This window comes from Planotetraspora thailandica (assembly GCF_016863335.1).
GTDB classification, from domain to species: domain Bacteria; phylum Actinomycetota; class Actinomycetes; order Streptosporangiales; family Streptosporangiaceae; genus Planotetraspora; species Planotetraspora thailandica.
The window spans coordinates 1-19335 of sequence record NZ_BOOR01000016.1 but is presented as its reverse complement, the minus strand read 5'-3'; the positions used below and the strand labels follow the sequence as shown (position 1 = coordinate 19335).

Here is a 19335-nt window from a genome sequence, read left to right as displayed (position 1 = left end):
AAATGAACGATCTTTAATTTGACCTATGGGCCGTATCGCAGGCGTGACTTCGGCTGAGACACGCGAGCGGCTGCTGAGTGCGGCCGCCGACGTCTTCGCCCAGCGCGGATATGACGGCACGCGCGTGGCCGACATCGCGGCGGCCGCCGGTGTGAGCAACGGCGCCCTGTACGCGCACTTCGATTCGAAGGCCGAGCTGATCGTGGCTGCGCTGCGCGCTCACGGGCGGCGACTGCTCGCCACCGTGTTCGCCGCCGATCCCGGGCAGCCGGTCACGGAGTTGCTGCTCGCCATCGGCCGCTCGCTGCCACGCCGTCGCGACGCGAGCGGCTACCTCATCATCGAGGCGCTGGTCGCGGCGCGTCGTGACGAGGACGTCGCCCGGCCGATGAGGGACTACGTCGGCGAACGCGGCGACTGGGTCGCCGATCTGGTGCGCGCCGCCCAGACGGGTGGCGAGCTCGACTCCTCGTTGCCTCCGAACGCGCTCGCCCACTTCTGCCTCCTGCTTTCCATGGGCAGCGCGCTCGTCACGCCGGACCTGCATGCGGTCGACGAAGAGGAGTGGTCCGCGTTGCTCGCCCGCATCGTCGCCGCCCTCGCCCCAACGCCCGACAGTGCTGCACAGAGGAGAACGATGAAGGTGCAGATCGATCCCCAGCGGTGCCATGGACACGGCCGCTGCTACACCCTGGCCCCCGACCTCTTCGGAGAGGACGACGAGGGCTACGGACACGTCGCCGGCGGCGGCGCCGTACCACCCGGCCACGAGCACGCGGCACGGCTGGCGGCGTCCAACTGCCCGGAACGGGCGGTCGACTTACTTGAGGGGGCGTGACGTGGCTGTCGACGACCGTTTCACGCACGACTACAGGGAGACGCGGGGAGACCTGCCTGTCGGCATACGCAATGAGGTCGTCACCGGCGAGGTCTCGGACTGGGCGACCGACTTCTCCCACCTCGAACCCGAATGGGCAGCCGACCCGTACCCCATCCAGGACGACCTGCGGCAGCGCTGTCCCATCGCGCGCACCGAGCGGTTCGGCGGCGGGTGGCTGCCGACGCGCTATGAGGATGTCGCGGCGGTCGCGTACGACACCGAGAGTTTCTCCTCACGGTCGATCATCATGAGCAATTTCCGGCCCCCTCGTGAGGTGGCGCCGGTGGGCGGCACGCCGCCGATCTCCTCCGACCCGCCGTTCCACCACGACGCGCGGAAGCTGCTGCTTCCGGCGTTCACCAGGAGCGCGGTCGCCAGGCGGGAGGCGGCGACCAGAGCGTTGTGCCACTCGCTCATCGACGCGTTCGAGGGACAGCCTGTGGTCGACGCCGCGCACGACTACGCGCAGTACATCCCGATGCGCGTCATCGCCGACATGCTCGGCTTCCCGCCGGAGGACGGACCGCGATTCCGGGAGTTCATCGAGAACTCGCTCGAAGGCATCAATCTGCCACCGGAAGAGCGCATGGCGCGGATGGGCCGGCTGTTCGACTACCTGCTGGCGCAGATCCGCGACCATGTCGACAACCCGCGCGACGACCTGACGACCTACCTCATCGACGCCGAACTCTACGGCCGCAAGCTCGACCCGTCCCACGTGGCCGGCACGATGGCCCTCCTGCTCATCGCCGGCATCGACACGACGTGGAGCGCGATCGGAGCGTCGTTGTGGCACCTGGCGAAGACGCCCGGCGATCGCCGGCGTCTGGTCGCCGAGCCGGAGCTGCTGCCCACCGCCATGGAGGAGTTCCTGCGGGCCTACGCACCGGTGACGATGGCGCGCCTGGTGAAGGAGGACATGCACTGGCAGGGCGTCGACATGAAGGCCGACGACTGGATCCTGCTGTCGTTCCCGGCGGCGAACCGCGACCCGGAGCAGTTCGAGCGGGCGGACGAGGTCGTCATCGACCGCGAGGTCAACCGGCACGCCGCGTTCGGCCTCGGCATCCACCGCTGCGTGGGCTCGCACCTGGCGCGCATGGAGCTTCGCGTCGCTCTCGAGGTCTGGCTGGAACGCATCCCTGAATTCAGCCTTGCCGATCCCGCCGCGGTGGCCTGGGCCGCCGGACAGGTGCGCGGGCCGCGCACGCTCCCGCTTCGCATCGGCTGAGCACAACCCGGCGGTACGGCACGTGCCCGCCGGGGGCATGGCCTCCCATCAGGGAGGCCATGCCTGGCCGTACGGTCAGCGGACCTCGACGAAGACGGGGTTGGAATAGAACCACAGGTCGTCCCAGGGGCTCTCCTTGCCGTCGGCGAGGGGCTCGGCCTCGTCGGTGCTCGTGCCGCGGACACGGGCGTAGAGGTCGGTCTCCACGTTGCGCAGGGTGTGCTTGATGACGTATTCGCTGCCCTGCTTGTGCCAGTCGCGGGGGCCGAAACGGGCCACGACCTTCGTGGTGGGGTTGGTGTCGGCGTCGGGGTTGGCGGCGGGGCCGGTGACCTGGCCGACGATCAGGTCGACGCGCCGAACCTGCGGGCGGTCGCCGTTCGCGTTCGTGCCCTGCAGCGGCCGGAACCGGATCTCGATCTCGACGTCGCCGCGGTTGCGGCGGCTCACGACGAGGGTCTCGCCCGAGGCGGCGCCGCGTCCCTGGCTCTTGGCCGTGACGTCGAGGCTGGTGATCAGGTCGCCGGTGGTGACCCAGATGCGTCCGTTGCGCAGGCCGTCCATGATGTCGGCGTAGTCCTGCCTGGCGTGCACGTAGGTCTTGCTGTACTCGCCCGGCCAGAAGTCGGATCCACCGCGGGTCCAGTGGACGTGCGAGTCGGAGGTGGCGGTGATCCACCAGCGCCGGCCCTCGCCGAGCAGCGAGTCCCACAGGCCGCCGACGCGGGCGGTCATCTGGTCGAAGCCGCCATAGGTCGGGTGGTTGCCGTACCCGCCGCGCGCGCCGCCGTTGAGCGGGCCGGCCTGGTGGCCGGGGGCGCCCTCGAAGCCGACGTAGATCTCCGGCGCGAGGTTGTTGCCGTTGCGGAACTCGTGGGGGGTGTCCTGGCCGTACACGCCCAGGCCGGTGGCCGAGCGTGCCGCGTGGTGGGCGATCACCAGCGGCTTGTGCCGCATGCTCTTGGCGGCCTTCAGGAACTCGATGAACTTGGCCTCGGTGTCGCGGGCCGGGTCCGTCGGGAAGGCGTCGAACTTGTTGAAGCGGCTCTCCAGCTCGAACAGCTGCTGCGCCTCGTCGTCGTGCCGGGGGATCATGAGCGTGTGGTGGTCCAGGGCGGGAGTGTCGAACTCCATGCCCCAGAACTGCAGTACCTCGGGCACCAGCCTGCGCGAGCGCAGCAGGTCGGGATAGGCCTGCTCGAGGTTCACCTTGGAGTGGTTCGGGCCGCCGTGGTCGGTGCACATCGCCCAGGTGAGGCCGAAGTTCTTCGCCATGATCGCGTTGGTGACGATCGGGTAGACGGCGTCGGCGCCCTTGTGGAACACCGGGGGGTTCTTGGTGGTGTCGAACTCGCCGCTGTACTCGGAGTGCACGTGGTGGTCCCCGGCGCGCCACACCCGGTTGCGGGAGTCGCCGCGGCCCTGGTCCTTACGGTCGTCGTGGTCGCTCGCCTGCGCCGCGGTGCCGCCCACGAACGGGCTCGCGGCGACGAACGTCGCTCCGACGCCCGCGAACTTGACCAGCTGACGCCGTGAAAGCGCCGACCGCTCGGAGTCTTCGGTCTTCTTGTCCGGCATGTGCCGCCCTTCGCTCATGTGCCGTAGATACCGACCTGAGAACTCTCGAAGGGTTTGCTGAACATTGCCTGAATGGCGAATGGGAGTGCTGGGAACAGCGTGCTCCGGCATGGAGAAATCACGGACGGCCGGAGCACGGAGGCCGGATTCCCTTAGGTAAAGAAACTAATGAACAGCCGCTCATATATTGCAAACTCTGTGTAATCGGAGTATCACTGAAAGTGAGCATCGCGGCGGAGACCATCCGATCTCAACCAAGACCCGGGCTTATCCGGGCAAAGCGATGCGATCAGAAGGGAGACGTCGTGCGAATCAACAGACGGGTCATCCCCGCGCTCGCCACCTGCGCCGCCACAGGCTGGCTCGCATCCATCCCATCGCCGGCAGAGGCGAGCCCTCTGCCCACCCATCAGGCCCAGACCTGCACGTATCAAGTCACCAACCTCCGGACCGGCGGCTACCTCAACGTCCGGACGGCGCCGACGCTCAAGGCCCAGCCCGTAGGCACGCTGAGGCCGACGGGCGCACGGCTGACCGGAGGATGCACGTCGACGCTCGGCTGGGTCTCCGTCAAGGCCTCCAACGGCCGGTCCGGCTGGGCCTCCGGCCACTACCTGCGCAAGACCACCCCGGTGCGGAGAATCTCCGTTCCCGCACGCCCTTCTCTGGCATGCACGTACCAGGTCGCCAACGTCCGGCGTTCCAGCTTCCTGAACGTCCGCACCGCTCCGGCGGTCGGCGCCCGGCGGGTCGGTGCGCTGAGGGTCTCCGACGGGCGGTTCGCGGGGGGCTGCACGTCGACACACGGCTGGACCGCCGTCAAGTCCTCCAACGGCCGGTCCGGCTGGGCGGCGGCCCACTACCTGCGCAAGACCTCCAGAACGCCGCTCGCCGCGTCCACGGTTCGTGCGTGGGGGTGCGTCTATCAGCTCGCCCACGTTCAGCCGTCCAGCATGGTCACCGTCTACAGCGGTCGCGGCGCGACGTACCAGCCGGTGGGAACCCTCACGCCGGCTGACGGGAGGTTCGGCGGCGGCTGCACCGCCACCCAGGGCTGGGTTCCCGTCACCTCATCCAACGGCAGGCCCGGCTGGGTCTCGTCTTATTACGTTCAGCGCATCGGTTAGCCACGGCGCCCCCGCCGTCCCGTGATGGCCGCGGGACGGCGGGGACGGCGGGAAACAGGTCTCCCTGCGTCTTCCTGGTCGGCGGGCAGGAGGCGCAGGGAGCGCAATCCACCAATGCCGGAATGCCGTTCTCCTAGAGTGCGACGGCCCCGATGAGGCGAGGCTCGCCGACCGCCGTCTCGTCTGGGCGCACAGGGCTCCCATCGGGACGGGTGTACGCCAGGCGCTGTAGCGGATCCCCCGTGGTCTGGTCGATCAGCGGTCGGTACTCCTCGCCGGGAGCGAAGGCATGGCGCTCGCCCCACTGGCGCAGGGCGATGACCACGTCGAACAGGTCCCGGCCCTTCTCGGTGAGGGTGTAAGCCAGGTATGCCGTGGTGTCGGCGGCGGGCTCGGTGCGGAGGATTCCGGCCGCCACAAGTCCGGCGAGCCGGTCGCTGAGGATGTTCTTGGCGATGCCGAGGCTGCGCTGGAACTGGCCGAAGCGGCGCGGCCCGTCGAAGGCGTCGCGCAGGATCAGCAGCGTCCACCGGTCTCCCACCAGGTCCACCGTCCGCATCACGGGGCATGGTGTCGCGCTCGCCTGGGGCCTGGTCACCTGGGTGCCTCCACCGCTCGTCATCCGGTTTCGAATAAAGACTACACTGGTTGCAAATAAAAACCGCTTCGGGCTAGGGTGGCGCACGCCCCACAGGCCGCCCCACCCGAGGAGACGCCGCCAGATGATCGACGCCAGCGAGACCTTCGACGGAACGTTCCCGTTCTTGCCCCGCTTCAGCTCCGCCGCCGGATTCCGCATGCACTTCGTGGACGAAGGCTCCGGTCCCACCGTGCTCTGCCTGCACGGCGAGCCCACCTGGGGCTACCTCTTCCGTCACCTGATCTCCGGCCTGTCGGCCACGCACCGCGTCATCGCGCCCGACCACATGGGCTTCGGCAAGAGCGAGACTCCGGCGGACCGCACCTACTGGCTCCAGGACCACGTCGACAACCTCGAAGCACTGGTCCTGGATCTCGACCTGCGCGAGATCACCCTGGTGATGCACGACTTCGGCGGCCCGGTCGGCATGGGCCTGCTCGCCCGCCGCCCCGACCGGATTTCCCGCGTCGTCAGCCTGAACGGACCCACGCCCTTCGGGCAGCCGGACCTGGCCGCCGCGCTGGCCGCCAACGCGGCCCGAGCCCCCTGGTTCACCTGGATCGCCCGAGCACAGGCCGACGGCAGCCTCGACGAGACCCTCGGCGGCCTCGGCTACAACATCCTGAGCACGCTAAAGCTCAACGGCTTCCTGAACAACCAGATCGTCACCCCGACCTGGATACGCGCCTACGCCGACGCCTTCCCGACCCGCGCGGAGGCGGCCGGCGCGCTCGGTTGGGCCAAGGGCTTCGCGCTCGGCGCCCACCGATTCGAGGAGCCCACGGCCGATGCGCGCGACCGGGCCGCCGGCATTCCAGCCCTCGCGGTCTGGGGGACCGAGGACCGCACCCTGGCCGCCGAGCACTTCCTGCCTCTGTTCCGCACCGCCTTCCCGCACGGAATCGTCAGCGAGCTGCCCGCGACCGGCCACTACAGCCCTGAAGACGCCCCCAACACCATCACCCCGCTGCTCCGGCTCTTCCTCGACGTGACGGGCCGATGATCTAGCGCACCGTCGAGCGTGTGGTCCTCCCCGAGATCAGGGTCGGCGACGGTCAACAGGTGTCCTGGGCCGCTTTTCCGGCACTACACGCCGAGGCGGACCGTCGTGGTTTCGCCGACCCGGCTCAGGCGGCTCAGCGCGGCCCGGCTCGCTTCGAGGCCGTCGTCGTCGAACGCCCGGCTGCGCGCGAACTTGCGCACCGGTTCGTGGTAGTAGTACCGGTCGATGCCGGCGGCCTCCAGCAGGTGCATGTCCACCAGCGACTCCAGCAGCATCGCCGCATCGCGGGGCTGCACATCCAGTACGGCCGCGGCGGCGCTGAGCGTGATCTCCGGACCGTCGGGGAGAGAGAGCAGCCGGAAGGCCCGAGCCTGCGGCGGCGACAACTGCTCCATCATCGACATGTACGGCCGTTCGATGGCCCTGCACTCCGAGGGGAGCACGGGGGAGCCGGGCTCGGGCCTGCCGAGCCGGCGGTTCGCGTCTGCGATGCTCCAGCCGGGGCGTGAGGCGACGCGCGCGCCGAGGATCTGCAGTACCTGCGGCAGGCCGGCGCTGCGGCGGACCAGTTCGCGCACCTCGGCGAGCTCCGGCCGCACCCGGTCGGCGCCGATGAGCCGCTCCAGCAGGGTGATCGAGTCGGGCTCCTCCAGCCCGCCGAGATTCACCCACTGGACGTATCCCAGGCCGTACAACCGCTGCCGTGTGGTGATCACCACGGCGGACCCGCCGGAGCCGGGCAGTAGCTGCCGCACCTGTTCGGCGTCGCGGGCGTCGTCCAGCACGACGAGCAGACGCCGGCCGGTGGTCAGCGTGCGCCACAACGCCGTCCGCTCACTGAACGAAGCGGGGAGTCCCGCGTCCAGGACGCCGACGCCGCGGAGGAGTTCGGCCAGCGGCTCGCCGGCCGTACCGAGGTCGACGAACAGCTGGCCGTCGGGGAAGTTCGCGGCGAGCGTGTGCCCGAGGTGCACGGCCAGCGCTGTCTTGCCGACTCCGGCGAGCCCTTCGACCCCGATCACGGGCACGCTCGCGTGGGACGGGGTCATGGCGTCGGCCATGCGGGCCAGTTCCTTCTCGCGTCCGACGAATTCCGGCAGGTCAGGTGGCAGCTGGGTGGGACGTTTCGCGGCGGAGGCCGGCGCCGGTACGGCGGGGCCGATCAGCGCCGGATCGGAGGCGAGGATCCGCCGCTGCATCTCGCGCAGGTCGGGCCCCGGGTCCAGGCCCAGCTCGTCGGCGAGGAGGCGCTGCGCCCGGCCGAACGCGGCGAGCGCCTCGGCCTGGCGGCCGGACCGGTAGAGCGCGAGCATGAGCAGCTCGTACGGCCGTTCCCGCAGCGGATGCTCGGCGATCACCTCAGCCAGTTCGGCGGCGGCCTCGGCGTGCCGCCCCGAATCGACGTCGGCCGCGGCCAGGTCTTCGATCGCCGTGAGCCGCAGCTGGGCGAGCCGGGTGCGTTCGAACTCGGCGTATTCCCCGTTGACGCCGGCGAGCGGAGTGCCGTGCCACAGGCCGAGCGCGGAGCGCAGCGCCGACGCCGCCGCGGGCGCGTCACCGGCGCGGCGGGCCTCCCGCGCGACGCCGAGCCGCCGCTGGAACTCGGTGAGGTCGAGGTCGCCGGTCCGCAGCACGTAGCCGCCGCCGGCCGACTCGATCACCGCGGCAGGATGGCCGGGATCGAGCACGCGGCGCAGCCGCGACACGTAGGAGCGGACCATGCCGACCGCGGCGGGCGGCGCGGCGGCTCCCCAGATCGCGGAGATCAGCTGGTCGGGAGAGGCGGCCGCGCCGGTCTGCAGCAACAGGATCCCCAGGATCGCCCGCTGTTGCGGGGAGCCGAGCTCGATCTCGTCTGCGCCCCGCCAGGCGCGCACGGGGCCGAGCACCTCGAACCGCAGCCGTTCGCCCACCGACGACCCCTTCCGCAACCTTTCTTGTGATCAACCGCGCGGTGTACGGCCGGTATTCCGGGTCACCCGCCGTCGAGGAGTTCCTGGAACGGCGTCGGCTCGAACGGGTCACGGTGAGCCCGCGCGCCCCGCCGGTGGATCTCCTCCGCCAGCTGAGCCGCCGCCCTGCCGATCCGCCGCGCCAGGAGGTCGGGGGCGGACGCACCGCCCCAGTCCTCCGGCGCGGCGAACACCGAGGTGGGCACCACCACGCAGCGTAGGTAGGTGAAAAGCGGCCGCATCGCGCTCTCCAGCACCAGCGAATGCCTGGCGGTGCCGCCGGTCGCGGCGATCAGAACCGGCTTGTCCGTCAGCGCGTCGTGGTCCAGGAGGTCGAGGACCTCGAAGAACGCCTTGAACAGCCCGCTGTAGGAGGCGGTGAACGTGGGGGTCACCACGATCAGCCCGTCGGCGCCCGCGACCGTGTCGAGTGCGCCGCGCAGCTCCGGGGACGGGTAGCCGCTGACCAGGTTGTTGACCAGGTCGTGCGCGTGCTCGCGGACCTCGACCACGCGCATGTCGGCCTCGTCGCCCAGCTCGCGCAGTTCGTTCCCGGCGGCCTCGGCCAGCCGGTCGGCGAGCAGCCGGCTCGACGACGGCCGGCCGAGCCCGGCGGACACCACGGCGACGGCGCGTCTCATCGGGCCGCCTTCAGTGACTCGTGCGTCGGCGCGTCCGGGATGTGCGCCGGCCGTATCGCCGCGAACTCCTTGCGGAGCACCGGGACCACCTCTTCACCGAGGAAGTCGATCTGCTCCAGCACCGCCTTGTGCGGCAGGCCCATGCCGTCGACGTTGAACAACTGACGCTGGTAGTCGCCGAAGTCCTCCCGGAACCGGAGCGTCCGGTCGATGACCTCCTGCGGGCTGCCCACCGACAGCGGCGTCTGCCGCATGGTCTCCTCCAGCGACGGCCCGTTGCCGTACACGGGGGAATGGTCGAAGAACGGGCGGAACTCGGTGATCGCGTCCTGCGACCTGCGCCGGATGAAGACCTGCCCGCCGAGCCCGACGATCGCCTGGTCGGCCGGCCCGTGCCCGTAGTGCTCGAACCGGGTGCGGTACAGGTCGATCATCCGCCGGGTGTGCTCCTTCGGCCAGAAGATGTTGTTGTGGAAGAACCCGTCGCCGTAGTAGGCGGCCTGCTCGGCGATCTCGGGGCTGCGGATGGAGCCGTGCCAGACGAACGGCGGCACGCCGTCCAGCGGGCGCGGGGTGGAGGTGAACGACTGCAGCGGCGTACGGAACCTGCCCTGCCAGTCGACCACGTCCTCACGCCAGAGCCGGCGCAGCAGCGCGTAGTTCTCCACCGCGAGCGAGATGCCGTCGTGGATGTCCTTGCCGAACCACGGGTACACGGGGCCGGTGTTGCCCCGGCCCATCATGAGGTCGAGCCGGCCGCCGGCGAGGTGCTGGAGCATCGCGTAGTCCTCGGCGATCTTCACCGGGTCGTTCGTGGTGATCAGTGTCGTCGAGGTCGACAGCAGGATGGTGCTGGTCCGGGCCGCGATGTAGCCGAGAAGGGTGGTGGGTGAGGACGTCACGAACGGCGGGTTGTGGTGCTCGCCGGTGGCGTAGACGTCCAGGCCTGCCTCCTCCGCCTTCAGCGCCGTCTCGACCATGCGCGTGATTCGCTCATGCTCGGTCGGCGCGCGCCCGGTCGCGGGATCGGGCGCGATGTCGCCGACCGTGAAGATGCCGAACTGCATGGCGGTCAGCTCGTGAACTTGTCGTGGTTGGCGGCCAGCCAGGTCGCGAAGTCCTTCAGGCGCGGGTTCAGCTTCCGAACCTCGGCGGGGTCGCGGACGCCGGCGAAGGCGTCCTCGTGCTCGGCGTAGAAGAAGAACATGTTCGCGAGGTCGTCGGTGCCGGGGTACGGCAGCGCGCGCGTCGCGTCCAGGGTCATCGGCCGGTAGACGACCGTCTCGCCGAGTTCCTTGCTGAACGCGGCGGCGTACTCCTCGCCGGTCAGATTCTCACCGGAGATGTTGATCGTCTGCCCGACCAGGTCGGTGCCCCGCTCGAAGATGCCGAGCGCGGTGCGGCCGATGTCCTCGGACGCGATGCCGGGGAGCTTCCGGTCGCCCATTGGGAGGTTGATGGCGAGCACGCCGTCCTCGTCGGGGGCGGGCCGGAAGAATTCGATGAACGCGTCGAAGTAGAACGTGGTGGACAGGAACGTGGTCGGCACGCCCGCCTCGATGAAGAACGCGTCGGCTTCGCCCTTGCTGTCGAAGTGCGGCACCTTGTAGGTGCCGAAGAGCGTCGGAACCCGGTCGTCGTCGAGCGGGATGTGCTTGCGCGTGTCCGGCAGCGTCGACCAGATGACGTGCTCCAGCCCGGCGGTCTTGGCGGCCGCGGCCATCGCGCGGGCCTGGGCCTGCTCACGCTCGACTGAGCTGTACTCCCAGTACGCCGTGACGAAGAAGGCGCCGTAGGCGCCCTGCAGCGCCTTCGTCAGGCTCGCCTCGTCGTCGAGGTCGGCGGCGACCACCTCGGCGCCCCGGGCGGCGAGCGCCTTCGCGGCGTCGGAGTCGGGCCGCCGCGTGATCGCACGGAGGGCGAACCGGCCCGCCGGGTCGTCGAGGATGGCGCGGGCGAGCCCGCCGCCCTGCTGTCCGGTGGCTCCGACCACGGCGATGATCTTCTTGTCGGTCATCGGGACCAAACTCCTCTGCGTCGTCTGCGACCGGTCGTTCCGGCCACGTCCCGATCAAACCGCCGCGGCGTTGACGTCACGTGCACGTCCGCTTCACGCGCCGTTCACGCCGTGCCCGGCCCCATGGCCGTACGGCTTACGGCAGCCGTCCCTGCCTTTCGACCGCGTCGTGGAGCGCGGCGGTCCAGGGCAGCCAGCGCGGGTCGGGCTCGCCATTCCCGACTCGTTGGTGCACTGGTAGCCGACGGCCACGCCTGACTCGGGATGGGCTCCGCGACGGCCTCACCACCTACCTCATCGGGCTGGTCGTCCGGGCTGGGATGCCCGGCGGACCCTTCGGGACCGCCGCCTGCTGAGCCTCGCGTGCTCGGGCCGCACGCCTCGACCGGATCGTCCAGCGGCTTGACGCCATCGACCGCCGCCTGGACGCCGCGGGAATCCGAACGGGCTCACTCAGAAGCCCACAAGCAGCTTCTGCGTCAGCTCGCCGAGGCGCCGGCGGTAACCGGGGTCGTAGGCCTCCTCGGAGGCTCGCGCCTCCGCCTCGCCGTCGAAGTAGCGGCCGGTGACCCCGGCCAGTTCGGGGGCGTCCACCAGGCGCCAGGTGGCCGCCACCCCCTTCTCCAGGGAGTCGACGACCTCCATGCCGGACCGTGCGGACATGGTCGTCGGCATGTACGTCGCCGGATGCACGCTGTTCACCGTGACGCCGCTGCCGTCCAGCTCCTCGGCGAGATCGATGGTGTGCGAGATGAGTGCGAGCTTGGAACGGCAGTAAGCGGCGATGTCGGTGTATTCGCGCTCGAGCTGAGGGTCGTCGAAGTCGATCGGCTGCTGGCCGATCGAGGCGACGTTGACGACCCGGGAGGGCGCGGCCTGGCGCAGCAGCGGAAGGAGCTCCCGGGTGAGCAGCACCGGAGCCAGATAGTTGACCGCCAGGCGGAGCTCGTGCCCGTCGGCCGACGCCTGCCGCTCTACTCCGTCGACGTGGAATCCGATGCCGGCGTTGTTGACGAGCACGTCCAGCCGGTCGTGCGCCGCGGCGACCTCCTCGGCGAGACGCCGGACGTCGGCGAGCGAGGAGAAGTCGGCTTGGAAGGATTCGCCCCCGGTGGCCTCGGCCACCTCGGCGAGCCGCCGGGCGTCCCGCCCGTGCAGCAGCAGCCGGTGCTGCCCGGTCGCTGCGAGGTCCTCGGCCAGGGCGCGGCCGAGCCCGTCCGAGGCGCCTGTGATGAGGATCAGTGCCATGGTGTTTCACCTTTCAGATAGCTGGGATTGCCGTGGCCGTACACGGGTGCGGGGTTCTCTTTTCACGGCCCTCGCATGAGGCGAGGCGAGTGAGCCGACGACACTTCGCAGGTCATCGGCGGGAACGAGCTCGATCGTAGGCGGCGGATCCATAGGAGAACCAATAGCCTTGGTTGTATGTCCCATAGGCAGACCGATACCTTGGAAACAGCCGCGCCGCTGGACCTGATGCTGCTACGCACATTCCTCGCCGTGTACCGCGCCGGTTCCTTCACGGCCGCCGGCGCGCTGCTGGGGTTGTCCCAGCCGACGGTGACGAGCCAGGTGCGCGCGCTGGAGGAGCAGCTCGATCGCCAGTTGTTCGAGCGGCTGCCCCGGGGAGTGGCCGCCACGTCGGTGGCCGACGAGCTGGCGGCACAGGTGGCCGGTCCTCTGGACGCCCTGGCGGCGGTGGCCGGACGGACTCGGCCCGGGGCCGTGTCCTCCGAGCCGGTACACCTCGGCGGCCCGATCGAGCTGCTGAGCACGCGGGTGCTGCCCGCCCTCGCGCCGCTGGTCGATCAGGGCCTGCGCCTGCGGGTCACCCCCGGACTGGCCGACGACCTGCTCGACGGCCTGCGGGCGGGGCGTTTCGACCTGGTCCTGTCCGCGATCCGCCCGCGTGGGCGCTCGGTGGTCGCCTTGCCGCTCATGGACGAGGAGTTCGTGCTGGTGGCCGCACCCGTCTGGGCGGAGCGGATCGGCCCCCTCGGCTGCGACGACCCCGGCCCACTCCTGGACGCGCCGCTGGTCGCCTACGCCGAAGACCTGCCCATCGTGCGCCGTTACTGGCGTCACGTCTTCCGTACGCGCCTGACCAGGTCGCCCGCCGTGGTCGTCCCCGATCTGCGCGGCGTGCTGGCGGCCGTCGTCGCCGGAGCGGGGATCACCGCGCTCCCTCGTTATCTCTGTGCGGGCGAACTCGGCTCCGGCGAGTTGGTGGCGCTCCTCGACCCCGACGATCCGCCCATCAACACCGGTTTCCTGGCGCAGCGCGCGGGCGCGCCCGAACGGCCCCACGTCGCCCTCGTCCGGGAACACCTCCTGGGTACGGCCAGGCACTGGTGACCCGCTTGCCGAATCGGCAAGAATCTTTGCCTCCGCGCCGGGAGGCGGGGGATGGTGCCCGCATGGATGAGAACCCGTCTGATGTGGACGTTCTGGTCGTCGGTGGCGGAGTCGCCGGTCTGTCGGCGGCTTTGACGCTGGCCCGGTCCCGGAGGTCGGTGACCGTGGTGGACGCCGGAGACCCACGCAACGCGCCCGCTTCGGGGGTGCACGGCCTGCTGTCCCGTGACGGCATCCCTCCGGGAGAGCTGCTGCGGATGGGCCGGGAGGAGGTCGCCGCATATGGCGGCCAGGTGGTCGTCGACCGGGCGGTGGCCGCCCGTCGCGACGGCGAGCGGTTCCTCGTGGACACGGCGGGCGGGCGGCGCTACGCGGCGCGGCGGTTGCTGGTGAGCACCGGGCTGGCCGACCGGCTTCCCGACGTCGCCGGGCTGCGCGAGCGGTGGGGGCGCGACGTGCTGCACTGCCCGTACTGCCACGGATGGGAGGTGCGGGACCAGCGGATCGGAGTGCTGGCCACCGGCCCGGCGGCGGTCCACCAGGCGCTCCTGTTCCGCCAGTTGTCGGCGGACGTGACCGTCTTCACGCACACGGCCGGAGATTTGGACGTGGAGCAGCGGGAACGCCTGGCCGCCTGCGGCGTCGGCGTGGTGGAGGGGCCGGTCACGGCCGTCGAAGTCGATGACGACCGTCTCACCGGGGTACGGCTGGCGTCAGGCCGCCGCGTTCCGGCACAGGCCCTGGTGGTGGCGCCCCGGTTCGAGGCCCGCGACGGCCTGCCGGCGGATCTCGGCCTGACGGCCGTGGAGCACCCCATGGGCGTGGGATGCCATGTGGAGTCGGGAGCCGGTGGCCTCACCGGTGTCGCCGGGGTCTGGGTCGCGGGCGACGTGACCGACCTCATGGGAGGAGTGCCGGCCGCGGCCGCCGCGGGTGTGCGGGCCGCGGCGGCGATCAACGCCGACCTCGTGGCCGCCGACGCGGACGCCGCAGTGGCCCGGAGACGGGAGGGACGGCGTCACAAGGACGGGGGAGCAGGCGCCTTCGGACCCGCCGGGGAGGCCGCCGTCTGCGAACTGGTCGCGGGGGAGCGCCGCCACGGCCTGGAGAGCCTGTTGCCACCCGGACCGCCTCAGGAGTGAGTCACCGGCTGGTCAGGCGGGGCGGGCGCGCAGGTGAGCGCGTTCGCCCTGCGGGCCGAACAGGACGAGCAGCTCGACCGGGCGGGCGTCCGCCGACCCCATCCAGTGAGGCACGTGGGTGTCGAACTCGGCCACCTCGCCGGGCTTGAGCACCAGGTCCCGGTCGCCCAGGAGCAGCCGCAGCCGGCCGTCCAGGACGTAGACCCACTCATATCCCTCATGCGTCTTCAGGTCGGGCTCGGCCGCGTCCCGACCTGGCGGGATGACCAGTTTGTGCGCCTGCAGGCCGCCGGCGCGCCTGGTCAGCGGCACGACGGTCATGCCGTAGCGGCGCACCGGGCGCAGGTGCACGCGCGGATCCCCGGTGTGCGGTGCTCCGACCAGCTCGTCGAGCGGGACGCCGTACGCGCGGGACAGCGGTAGCAGGAGCTCCAGGTTGGGCCGCCGGTTGCCGCTCTCCAGCCGCGACAACGTGCTCTCCGAGATGCCGGTGGTCCGTGACAGCTCGGCCAGCGTGATGCCGCGCCGCCTGCGCAGGTCACGCAGCTTCGGCCCGACGCCCGCCAGCACCTCTTTCAGCTCGTCCATGCCCGCCACTTTGCCGAAACGGCATGAAGTTTTGCAACCGGGGGGAGACGGCGCCCACCATCGGGCCCCTGCTTTGTTCACAGGCTCACGAGGTTCACAGGCCCACGAGAAAGGGAGCACAGCCATGCACCACCACGACCGTCTCGCCGACGGCGAAGCCGAAAATTTCTGGGAGAAGCACTACAACAGCCGGGAACAGCTGTTCAGCGGCGACCCCAACGCCCTTCTGGTCGCGACCGCCGAGGCGATGCCGCCCGGCAGCGCCCTGGACCTCGGATGCGGCGAGGGCGGGGACGCCGTCTGGCTGGCCACCCGCGGGTGGCGGGTGACCGCCGTCGACATCTCCGCGACCGCCGTGCGCCGTACGGCCGCCCACGCGGCCACGGCCGGCGTCGCGGATCTCGTCACCACCCGGCGGCACGATCTGGACGGCGGTCTGCCCACCGGGACCTTCGACCTCGTCAACGCCCAATACCTGCACACGCCGTTCAGCTTGTCCCGCACCCGGCTCTTCCAGCAGGCCGCGCACGCGCTGACGCCCGGCGGCCTCCTGCTCATCGTCGACCACGGCTCCGTATCCCCGTGGAGCTGGAACCCCGACCCCGACGCCCACTTCCCCGCACCGGAGGACATCTTCGGCGCGCTCGACCTCGATCCGGCGCGCTGGCGGCCCGAACGCCTCGACCGTCCCCGACGCCGGGCCACCGGCCCGGACGGCCAGACCGCCGTGATCACCGACACCGTCGTCACCGTCCGCCGCCTGACCGACTGATCGTCAGACCACCGCCTGAGGAGGAGATCGTCGATGCCCGACCTGTTCGACCCGGTCACCGTCGGCACATGGACGCTGAGAAACCGGCTCGTGATGGCGCCCATGACGCGTAGCCGGGCCGGAACCGGTGGCGTGCCCAGGGACATCGCCGCCACGTACTACCGGCAGAGGGCGACCGCAGGTTTGATCGTCACTGAGGGGACGCAGCCGAGTGCGACCGGGCAGGGCTACCTCAACACCCCCGGCCTGCACACGCCCCAGCAGATCGAGGGGTGGCGCAAGGTCGCCGACGCCGTCCACGAGGAAGGCGGCCGGATCGTCGCCCAGATCATGCACACCGGGCGCGTCGCTCATCCGGACAACAAGGACGGCTGCGAAACCGTCGCCCCCAGCGCCATCGCGGCGCCCGGCGTGATGTTCACCGCGTACGGCCCCCAGCCGCATCCGGTGCCCCGCGCCCTCGAGACGGCCGAGGTGCCGTCCGTGATCGAGGAACACGCTCATGCGGCGCGATCGGCCGTCGAGGCAGGTCTGGACGGGGTCGAACTGCACTCCGCCAACGGCTACCTGCTCCATCAGTTCCTCGCGCCTTCCAGCAACCGGCGCACCGACGCCTACGGCGGGTCCGCCGCGGCCCGGGCCCGGTTCGTCGTCGAGGTGGCTCAGGCCGTGGCCGAGGCGATCGGGAGCCGACGGGTGGGCATCCGCATCTCGCCGGGGGTGAACCTTCACGGGGCGATCGAGGACGATCCGGCGGAGACGGCCGCGACCTACCGGGCGCTGCTCGATGGGATCGCGCCGCTGGGCTTGGCGTACCTGCACACCGTCGGCGACCCTGCCGGGCCGCTGCTCCGGGACCTCCGTGCGCGCTTCGGCGGCCCGCTCATCGTCAACGACGGCTGGAGTTCCGTGACCGATGAGACCACCGCCCGCCGGCGTGTGCGCAGCGGCCAGGCAGACCTCGTCTCCGTCGGCCGGGCCTTCATCGCCAACCCCGACCTGGTGCGGCGCTGGCGAGACCATGCCCCCGTCAACACCCCCGACGCCGCCACGTTCTACGGGGGCGACGCCCACGGCTACACCGATTACCCCAGCTGGACGGCCTGACCCGGCCGCCTGGCCGGCCCGTGTCAGACCGTGCGGGACGCCGGCAGGAGCGGGCGAGGATCAGTCTTTGGTGAGCCGCTGGGCGAGCAGGTGCTTGCACTCGTCCCCGAAGGAGCGGCAGTGCGCCTGGAGGCCGGCGAACCATTCGGCGAGCTCGGCGTCGCCCTGCTTCTGGGCGTCCTCGACATAGGTCTCGAGTTCCCAGACCAGCTTCTGGGACGTGTGCAGCACGGACACCAGGTCGTAGTGCTTGTCCTTGATGATGCTCGCGGGCTGGGCTGTCATGATCGGCTCCCTCGTTCGTGCGAGCGGGTCCACGTGGTCTCATGCCCCGGCGGTGAAACGACAGCCAGCGGATATGGCGATATCGCCGCATGCGGGCGCCGTCGAAGCCGATCGCCGTCCCCGCCGAAGAGGCGCCGTCCGGTTGATTGCGTGGAGCAGGGTAGGGGAGGGCGATGAAGCAATCCACGAACATCAGGCTGACCGTCGCCCCAGCGGCAATGATCGTCTTCCTGCTCTTCGCGGTCGGAGCGGGGATCGCGCAGGTGTGGCCGCTCTTCATGGTCGCGGTCGTGCTCACCGTCATCGCCCTGGCGTACACCCTGGCGGCGGGGGAGCATTGGCGGAGGGTCAGCGAGGCGCGCGCGCCCAGGTTCCGACGTCGCTGATCATCGGCACCCGCCTCGCCCCGCGCGTGTGTGCCCGTGCGTGTGGGCCCGTGCGTGTGGGCCCGTGCGTGTGGGCCCGTGCGTGTGGGCCCGTGCGTGTGGGACAGGGCGGCCGGGTACTGCCGTGGGCAGGAGGCTCCGCAGACCAGGACGACGCCGCTTCGGGGCAGGTGATCGTGTGCGTACCTTTCCGTCAGACCCGTCAGACCCGTCAGACCCGTCAGACCCGTCAGACCCGTCAGACCCGTCAGACCCGTCAGGCGCTCCGCACGGCTCACGCGAGCGGGAGGAGGTGTCACATCCGCGGTCGGCCTGGGCAGGAGTGCTGGTCGGGGTCGGCATCGCGGCGTTCGTGGACGAGACCGTCTTCCACCAGTTGCTGCACTGGCACCACTTCTATGACCGGTCGACCCCCGACATCGGGCTGGTCTCCGACGGGCTGTTCCACGCCTTCGGGTGGTTCGCGGTCGTCATCGGCCTGGTGTGGCTCGCCGACCTGCGCCGCTGGGCCGCCCTTTCCGGCCGGGCCTTCACCGCGGGCATTCTCCTCGGCGCGGGTGCCTTCCAGCTCTACGACGGCACCTTCCAGCACAAGGTCCTCAAGTTGCACCAGATCCGGTACCACGTGAACCTCGTCCCGTACGACTGGACGTGGAACATCATCGCGGTGATCTTGCTGGTGGCCGGGGCGTTGCTGTTGCGATCCGCCTTCCGGTCGAGCCGCTCCCGGGAGGCCGGCGATGCATGAGGGCCACGCGCCGGGCGGCGAGCTCGCGGGCGTCCTTTCCTGGCTCGCGGCCTTCTCCGCCTTGGCCGCCGTCGTCCTGTACACGTGGGCGGCGGCCCGCTCGCGGCGTCGCGGGCGCGGCTGGCCGGCCGTACGGCAGGCATGTTTCGCCCTCGGAGGTGTGAGCCTGGCCGTGGCGGCCGTGTCTCCCCTGCCCGGCGGCGAGTTCACGGCGCATATGCTCCGCCATCTGCTGGCCGGCATGGCCGCCCCGCTGCTTCTGGTGCTCGGCCGGCCCGTCACCCTCGCGCTGCGCGTCGCCGGGGGCGCGGGACGGCGTCGCCTGCTCGCCGTCGTCCGCTCACGGGTCGTCACATGGCTGCTCTTCCCACCGCTGGCCGCCCTGCTGGACATGGGGGGCCTGTGGGCGCTCTACCGGACGCCCGTGTTCGCCGCCACCCACCACGCACCCCTCCTGCACGCTCTGGTGCACGTGCACGTCGTCGCCGCGGGGGTGCTGTTCAGCGCGTCGATCTGCCAGGTGGAGCCGCTGCGCCGCCGGTACGGCCTTGCGGTGCGCGCCGGCACGCTCGTCGCAGCCTCGGCCGCACATGCGATCCTGGCCAAGTCCCTGTACGGCACGCCGCCGCCGGGAACCGCCTTCCCCGCGGGCGACGTGCGGGCGGGCGCCGCGCTGATGTACTACGGGGGCGACCTGATCGAGATCGGGCTCGCCGCGGTCGTCGCCGTGCAGTGGTACGTCGCGAGCGGCCGTGCGCTGTCGCGCGCCCGCCCGCCGGCCCCCCTTGTGCCGTGAAGCAAGGACTGCGCCGTGAAGCAAGGACTGCGCCGTGAAGCAAGGACTGCGCCGTGAAGCAAGGACTGCGCCGTGAAGCAAGGACTG

The 19335-nt window shown here is 70.8% G+C and carries 20 protein-coding genes; 11 read left to right on the top strand and 9 right to left on the bottom strand.

Annotated elements, in window-relative coordinates; all coding sequences use genetic code 11:
- Nucleotides 1–43: 43 nt before the first annotated feature.
- Entirely contained in the window at nucleotides 44–838 is a 795-nt protein-coding gene (locus Pth03_RS12815; RefSeq protein WP_239118991.1) for a TetR family transcriptional regulator, read from the top strand.
- 1 nt (nucleotide 839) lies between these two features.
- Nucleotides 840–2111 (top strand): cytochrome P450, encoded by a 1272-nt coding sequence (locus tag Pth03_RS12805; protein ID WP_203944443.1) that lies wholly within the window; start codon nucleotides 840–842, stop codon nucleotides 2109–2111.
- Nucleotides 2112–2186: 75 nt separating this feature from the next.
- On the opposite strand, the gene Pth03_RS12800 is transcribed toward Pth03_RS12805, so the two are convergent.
- Nucleotides 2187–3707, bottom strand: coding sequence for a CehA/McbA family metallohydrolase domain-containing protein (locus Pth03_RS12800; RefSeq protein WP_203944442.1), 1521 nt, complete (start codon nucleotides 3705–3707; stop codon nucleotides 2187–2189).
- 287 nt (nucleotides 3708–3994) lie between these two features.
- On the opposite strand from Pth03_RS12800, the gene Pth03_RS12795 reads away from it, so the two are divergent.
- Nucleotides 3995–4816 carry an SH3 domain-containing protein gene (locus Pth03_RS12795; protein ID WP_203944441.1) on the top strand — a complete coding sequence of 274 codons (822 nt, stop codon included), beginning with the start codon at nucleotides 3995–3997 and terminating at the stop codon, nucleotides 4814–4816.
- Nucleotides 4817–4949: 133 nt separating this feature from the next.
- Here Pth03_RS12795 and Pth03_RS12790 read toward each other — a convergent pair whose 3' ends face one another.
- Nucleotides 4950–5375, bottom strand: a complete 426-nt coding sequence (locus Pth03_RS12790) for a winged helix-turn-helix transcriptional regulator (RefSeq protein WP_239118990.1) — start codon at nucleotides 5373–5375, stop codon at nucleotides 4950–4952.
- Nucleotides 5376–5538: 163 nt separating this feature from the next.
- Between Pth03_RS12790 and Pth03_RS12785 the strand changes: the two genes are divergently transcribed.
- Nucleotides 5539–6459, top strand: a complete 921-nt coding sequence (locus Pth03_RS12785) for an alpha/beta fold hydrolase (protein ID WP_203944439.1) — start codon at nucleotides 5539–5541, stop codon at nucleotides 6457–6459.
- A gap of 83 nt (nucleotides 6460–6542) precedes the next feature.
- Here the strand turns inward: Pth03_RS12785 and Pth03_RS12780 are convergent, their stop codons facing one another.
- From Pth03_RS12780 to Pth03_RS12760, 5 genes are all read right to left on the bottom strand, one after another.
- Complete coding sequence (locus Pth03_RS12780; protein ID WP_203944438.1) at nucleotides 6543–8372, bottom strand: AfsR/SARP family transcriptional regulator; 1830 nt, start codon at nucleotides 8370–8372, stop codon at nucleotides 6543–6545.
- 62 nt (nucleotides 8373–8434) lie between these two features.
- Entirely contained in the window at nucleotides 8435–9052 is a 618-nt protein-coding gene (locus Pth03_RS12775) for an FMN reductase (RefSeq protein WP_203944437.1), read from the bottom strand.
- A complete protein-coding gene (locus Pth03_RS12770) occupies nucleotides 9049–10119 on the bottom strand; it encodes an LLM class flavin-dependent oxidoreductase (RefSeq protein ID WP_203944436.1) in 1071 nt (356 codons plus the stop codon). Before Pth03_RS12770 ends, Pth03_RS12775 begins: the two co-directional genes overlap by 4 nt.
- A 5-nt stretch (nucleotides 10120–10124) precedes the next feature.
- Nucleotides 10125–11069: an NmrA/HSCARG family protein gene (locus Pth03_RS12765; RefSeq protein ID WP_203944435.1), complete on the bottom strand. Its 945-nt coding sequence runs from the start codon at nucleotides 11067–11069 to the stop codon at nucleotides 10125–10127.
- A gap of 453 nt (nucleotides 11070–11522) precedes the next feature.
- On the bottom strand, nucleotides 11523–12317 hold the full coding sequence (locus tag Pth03_RS12760) for an SDR family NAD(P)-dependent oxidoreductase (RefSeq protein WP_203944434.1): 795 nt from the start codon (nucleotides 12315–12317) through the stop codon (nucleotides 11523–11525).
- A 177-nt stretch (nucleotides 12318–12494) separates the two neighbouring features.
- Between Pth03_RS12760 and Pth03_RS12755 the strand changes: the two genes are divergently transcribed.
- The gene (locus tag Pth03_RS12755) at nucleotides 12495–13424 is read left to right on the top strand and encodes a LysR family transcriptional regulator (protein WP_203944433.1); all 930 of its coding nucleotides are present in this window, start codon (nucleotides 12495–12497) and stop codon (nucleotides 13422–13424) included.
- A gap of 62 nt (nucleotides 13425–13486) precedes the next feature.
- Entirely contained in the window at nucleotides 13487–14566 is a 1080-nt protein-coding gene (locus Pth03_RS12750; protein WP_203944432.1) for an NAD(P)/FAD-dependent oxidoreductase, read from the top strand.
- A gap of 12 nt (nucleotides 14567–14578) precedes the next feature.
- Here Pth03_RS12750 and Pth03_RS12745 read toward each other — a convergent pair whose 3' ends face one another.
- Entirely contained in the window at nucleotides 14579–15154 is a 576-nt protein-coding gene (locus Pth03_RS12745) for a helix-turn-helix domain-containing protein (RefSeq protein ID WP_203944431.1), read from the bottom strand.
- A 124-nt stretch (nucleotides 15155–15278) separates the two neighbouring features.
- Here Pth03_RS12745 and Pth03_RS12740 point away from each other — a divergent pair, with 124 nt between their 5' ends.
- On the top strand, nucleotides 15279–15926 hold the full coding sequence (locus Pth03_RS12740) for a class I SAM-dependent methyltransferase (RefSeq protein WP_203944430.1): 648 nt from the start codon (nucleotides 15279–15281) through the stop codon (nucleotides 15924–15926).
- 33 nt (nucleotides 15927–15959) lie between these two features.
- Nucleotides 15960–17033, top strand: a complete 1074-nt coding sequence (locus tag Pth03_RS12735) for an alkene reductase (protein ID WP_203944429.1) — start codon at nucleotides 15960–15962, stop codon at nucleotides 17031–17033.
- Nucleotides 17034–17093: 60 nt separating this feature from the next.
- Here Pth03_RS12735 and Pth03_RS12730 read toward each other — a convergent pair whose 3' ends face one another.
- Nucleotides 17094–17318: a hypothetical protein gene (locus Pth03_RS12730; RefSeq protein ID WP_203944428.1), complete on the bottom strand. Its 225-nt coding sequence runs from the start codon at nucleotides 17316–17318 to the stop codon at nucleotides 17094–17096.
- Nucleotides 17319–17491: 173 nt separating this feature from the next.
- On the opposite strand from Pth03_RS12730, the gene Pth03_RS12725 reads away from it, so the two are divergent.
- The 3 genes from Pth03_RS12725 (at nucleotide 17492) to Pth03_RS12715 (ending at nucleotide 19248) form a co-directional block, all read left to right on the top strand.
- Complete coding sequence (locus Pth03_RS12725) at nucleotides 17492–17704, top strand: hypothetical protein (protein WP_203944427.1); 213 nt, start codon at nucleotides 17492–17494, stop codon at nucleotides 17702–17704.
- A gap of 292 nt (nucleotides 17705–17996) precedes the next feature.
- On the top strand, nucleotides 17997–18452 hold the full coding sequence (locus Pth03_RS12720; RefSeq protein WP_203944426.1) for a DUF2243 domain-containing protein: 456 nt from the start codon (nucleotides 17997–17999) through the stop codon (nucleotides 18450–18452).
- Nucleotides 18445–19248, top strand: coding sequence for a cytochrome c oxidase assembly protein (locus tag Pth03_RS12715; protein ID WP_203944425.1), 804 nt, complete (start codon nucleotides 18445–18447; stop codon nucleotides 19246–19248). Before Pth03_RS12720 ends, Pth03_RS12715 begins: the two co-directional genes overlap by 8 nt.
- Nucleotides 19249–19335: the final 87 nt, after the last annotated feature.

What these genes read in the sequence shown, in the direction of transcription:
- Pth03_RS12730 (WP_203944428.1), bottom strand. Translation starts at nt 17,318, where the DNA reads ATGACAGCCCAGCCCGCGAGCATCATCAAGGACAAGCACTACGACCTG.
- Pth03_RS12735 (WP_203944429.1), top strand. Translation starts at nt 15,960, where the DNA reads ATGCCCGACCTGTTCGACCCGGTCACCGTCGGCACATGGACGCTGAGA.
- Pth03_RS12765 (WP_203944435.1), bottom strand. Translation starts at nt 11,069, where the DNA reads ATGACCGACAAGAAGATCATCGCCGTGGTCGGAGCCACCGGACAGCAG.
- Pth03_RS12770 (WP_203944436.1), bottom strand. Translation starts at nt 10,119, where the DNA reads ATGCAGTTCGGCATCTTCACGGTCGGCGACATCGCGCCCGATCCCGCG.
- Pth03_RS12740 (WP_203944430.1), top strand. Translation starts at nt 15,279, where the DNA reads ATGCACCACCACGACCGTCTCGCCGACGGCGAAGCCGAAAATTTCTGG.
- Pth03_RS12725 (WP_203944427.1), top strand. Translation starts at nt 17,492, where the DNA reads ATGAAGCAATCCACGAACATCAGGCTGACCGTCGCCCCAGCGGCAATG.
- Pth03_RS12715 (WP_203944425.1), top strand. Translation starts at nt 18,445, where the DNA reads ATGCATGAGGGCCACGCGCCGGGCGGCGAGCTCGCGGGCGTCCTTTCC.
- Pth03_RS12790 (WP_239118990.1), bottom strand. Translation starts at nt 5,375, where the DNA reads ATGCGGACGGTGGACCTGGTGGGAGACCGGTGGACGCTGCTGATCCTG.
- Pth03_RS12755 (WP_203944433.1), top strand. Translation starts at nt 12,495, where the DNA reads ATGTCCCATAGGCAGACCGATACCTTGGAAACAGCCGCGCCGCTGGAC.
- Pth03_RS12750 (WP_203944432.1), top strand. Translation starts at nt 13,487, where the DNA reads ATGGATGAGAACCCGTCTGATGTGGACGTTCTGGTCGTCGGTGGCGGA.
- Pth03_RS12785 (WP_203944439.1), top strand. Translation starts at nt 5,539, where the DNA reads ATGATCGACGCCAGCGAGACCTTCGACGGAACGTTCCCGTTCTTGCCC.
- Pth03_RS12775 (WP_203944437.1), bottom strand. Translation starts at nt 9,052, where the DNA reads ATGAGACGCGCCGTCGCCGTGGTGTCCGCCGGGCTCGGCCGGCCGTCG.
- Pth03_RS12745 (WP_203944431.1), bottom strand. Translation starts at nt 15,154, where the DNA reads ATGGACGAGCTGAAAGAGGTGCTGGCGGGCGTCGGGCCGAAGCTGCGT.
- Pth03_RS12800 (WP_203944442.1), bottom strand. Translation starts at nt 3,707, where the DNA reads ATGAGCGAAGGGCGGCACATGCCGGACAAGAAGACCGAAGACTCCGAG.
- Pth03_RS12760 (WP_203944434.1), bottom strand. Translation starts at nt 12,317, where the DNA reads ATGGCACTGATCCTCATCACAGGCGCCTCGGACGGGCTCGGCCGCGCC.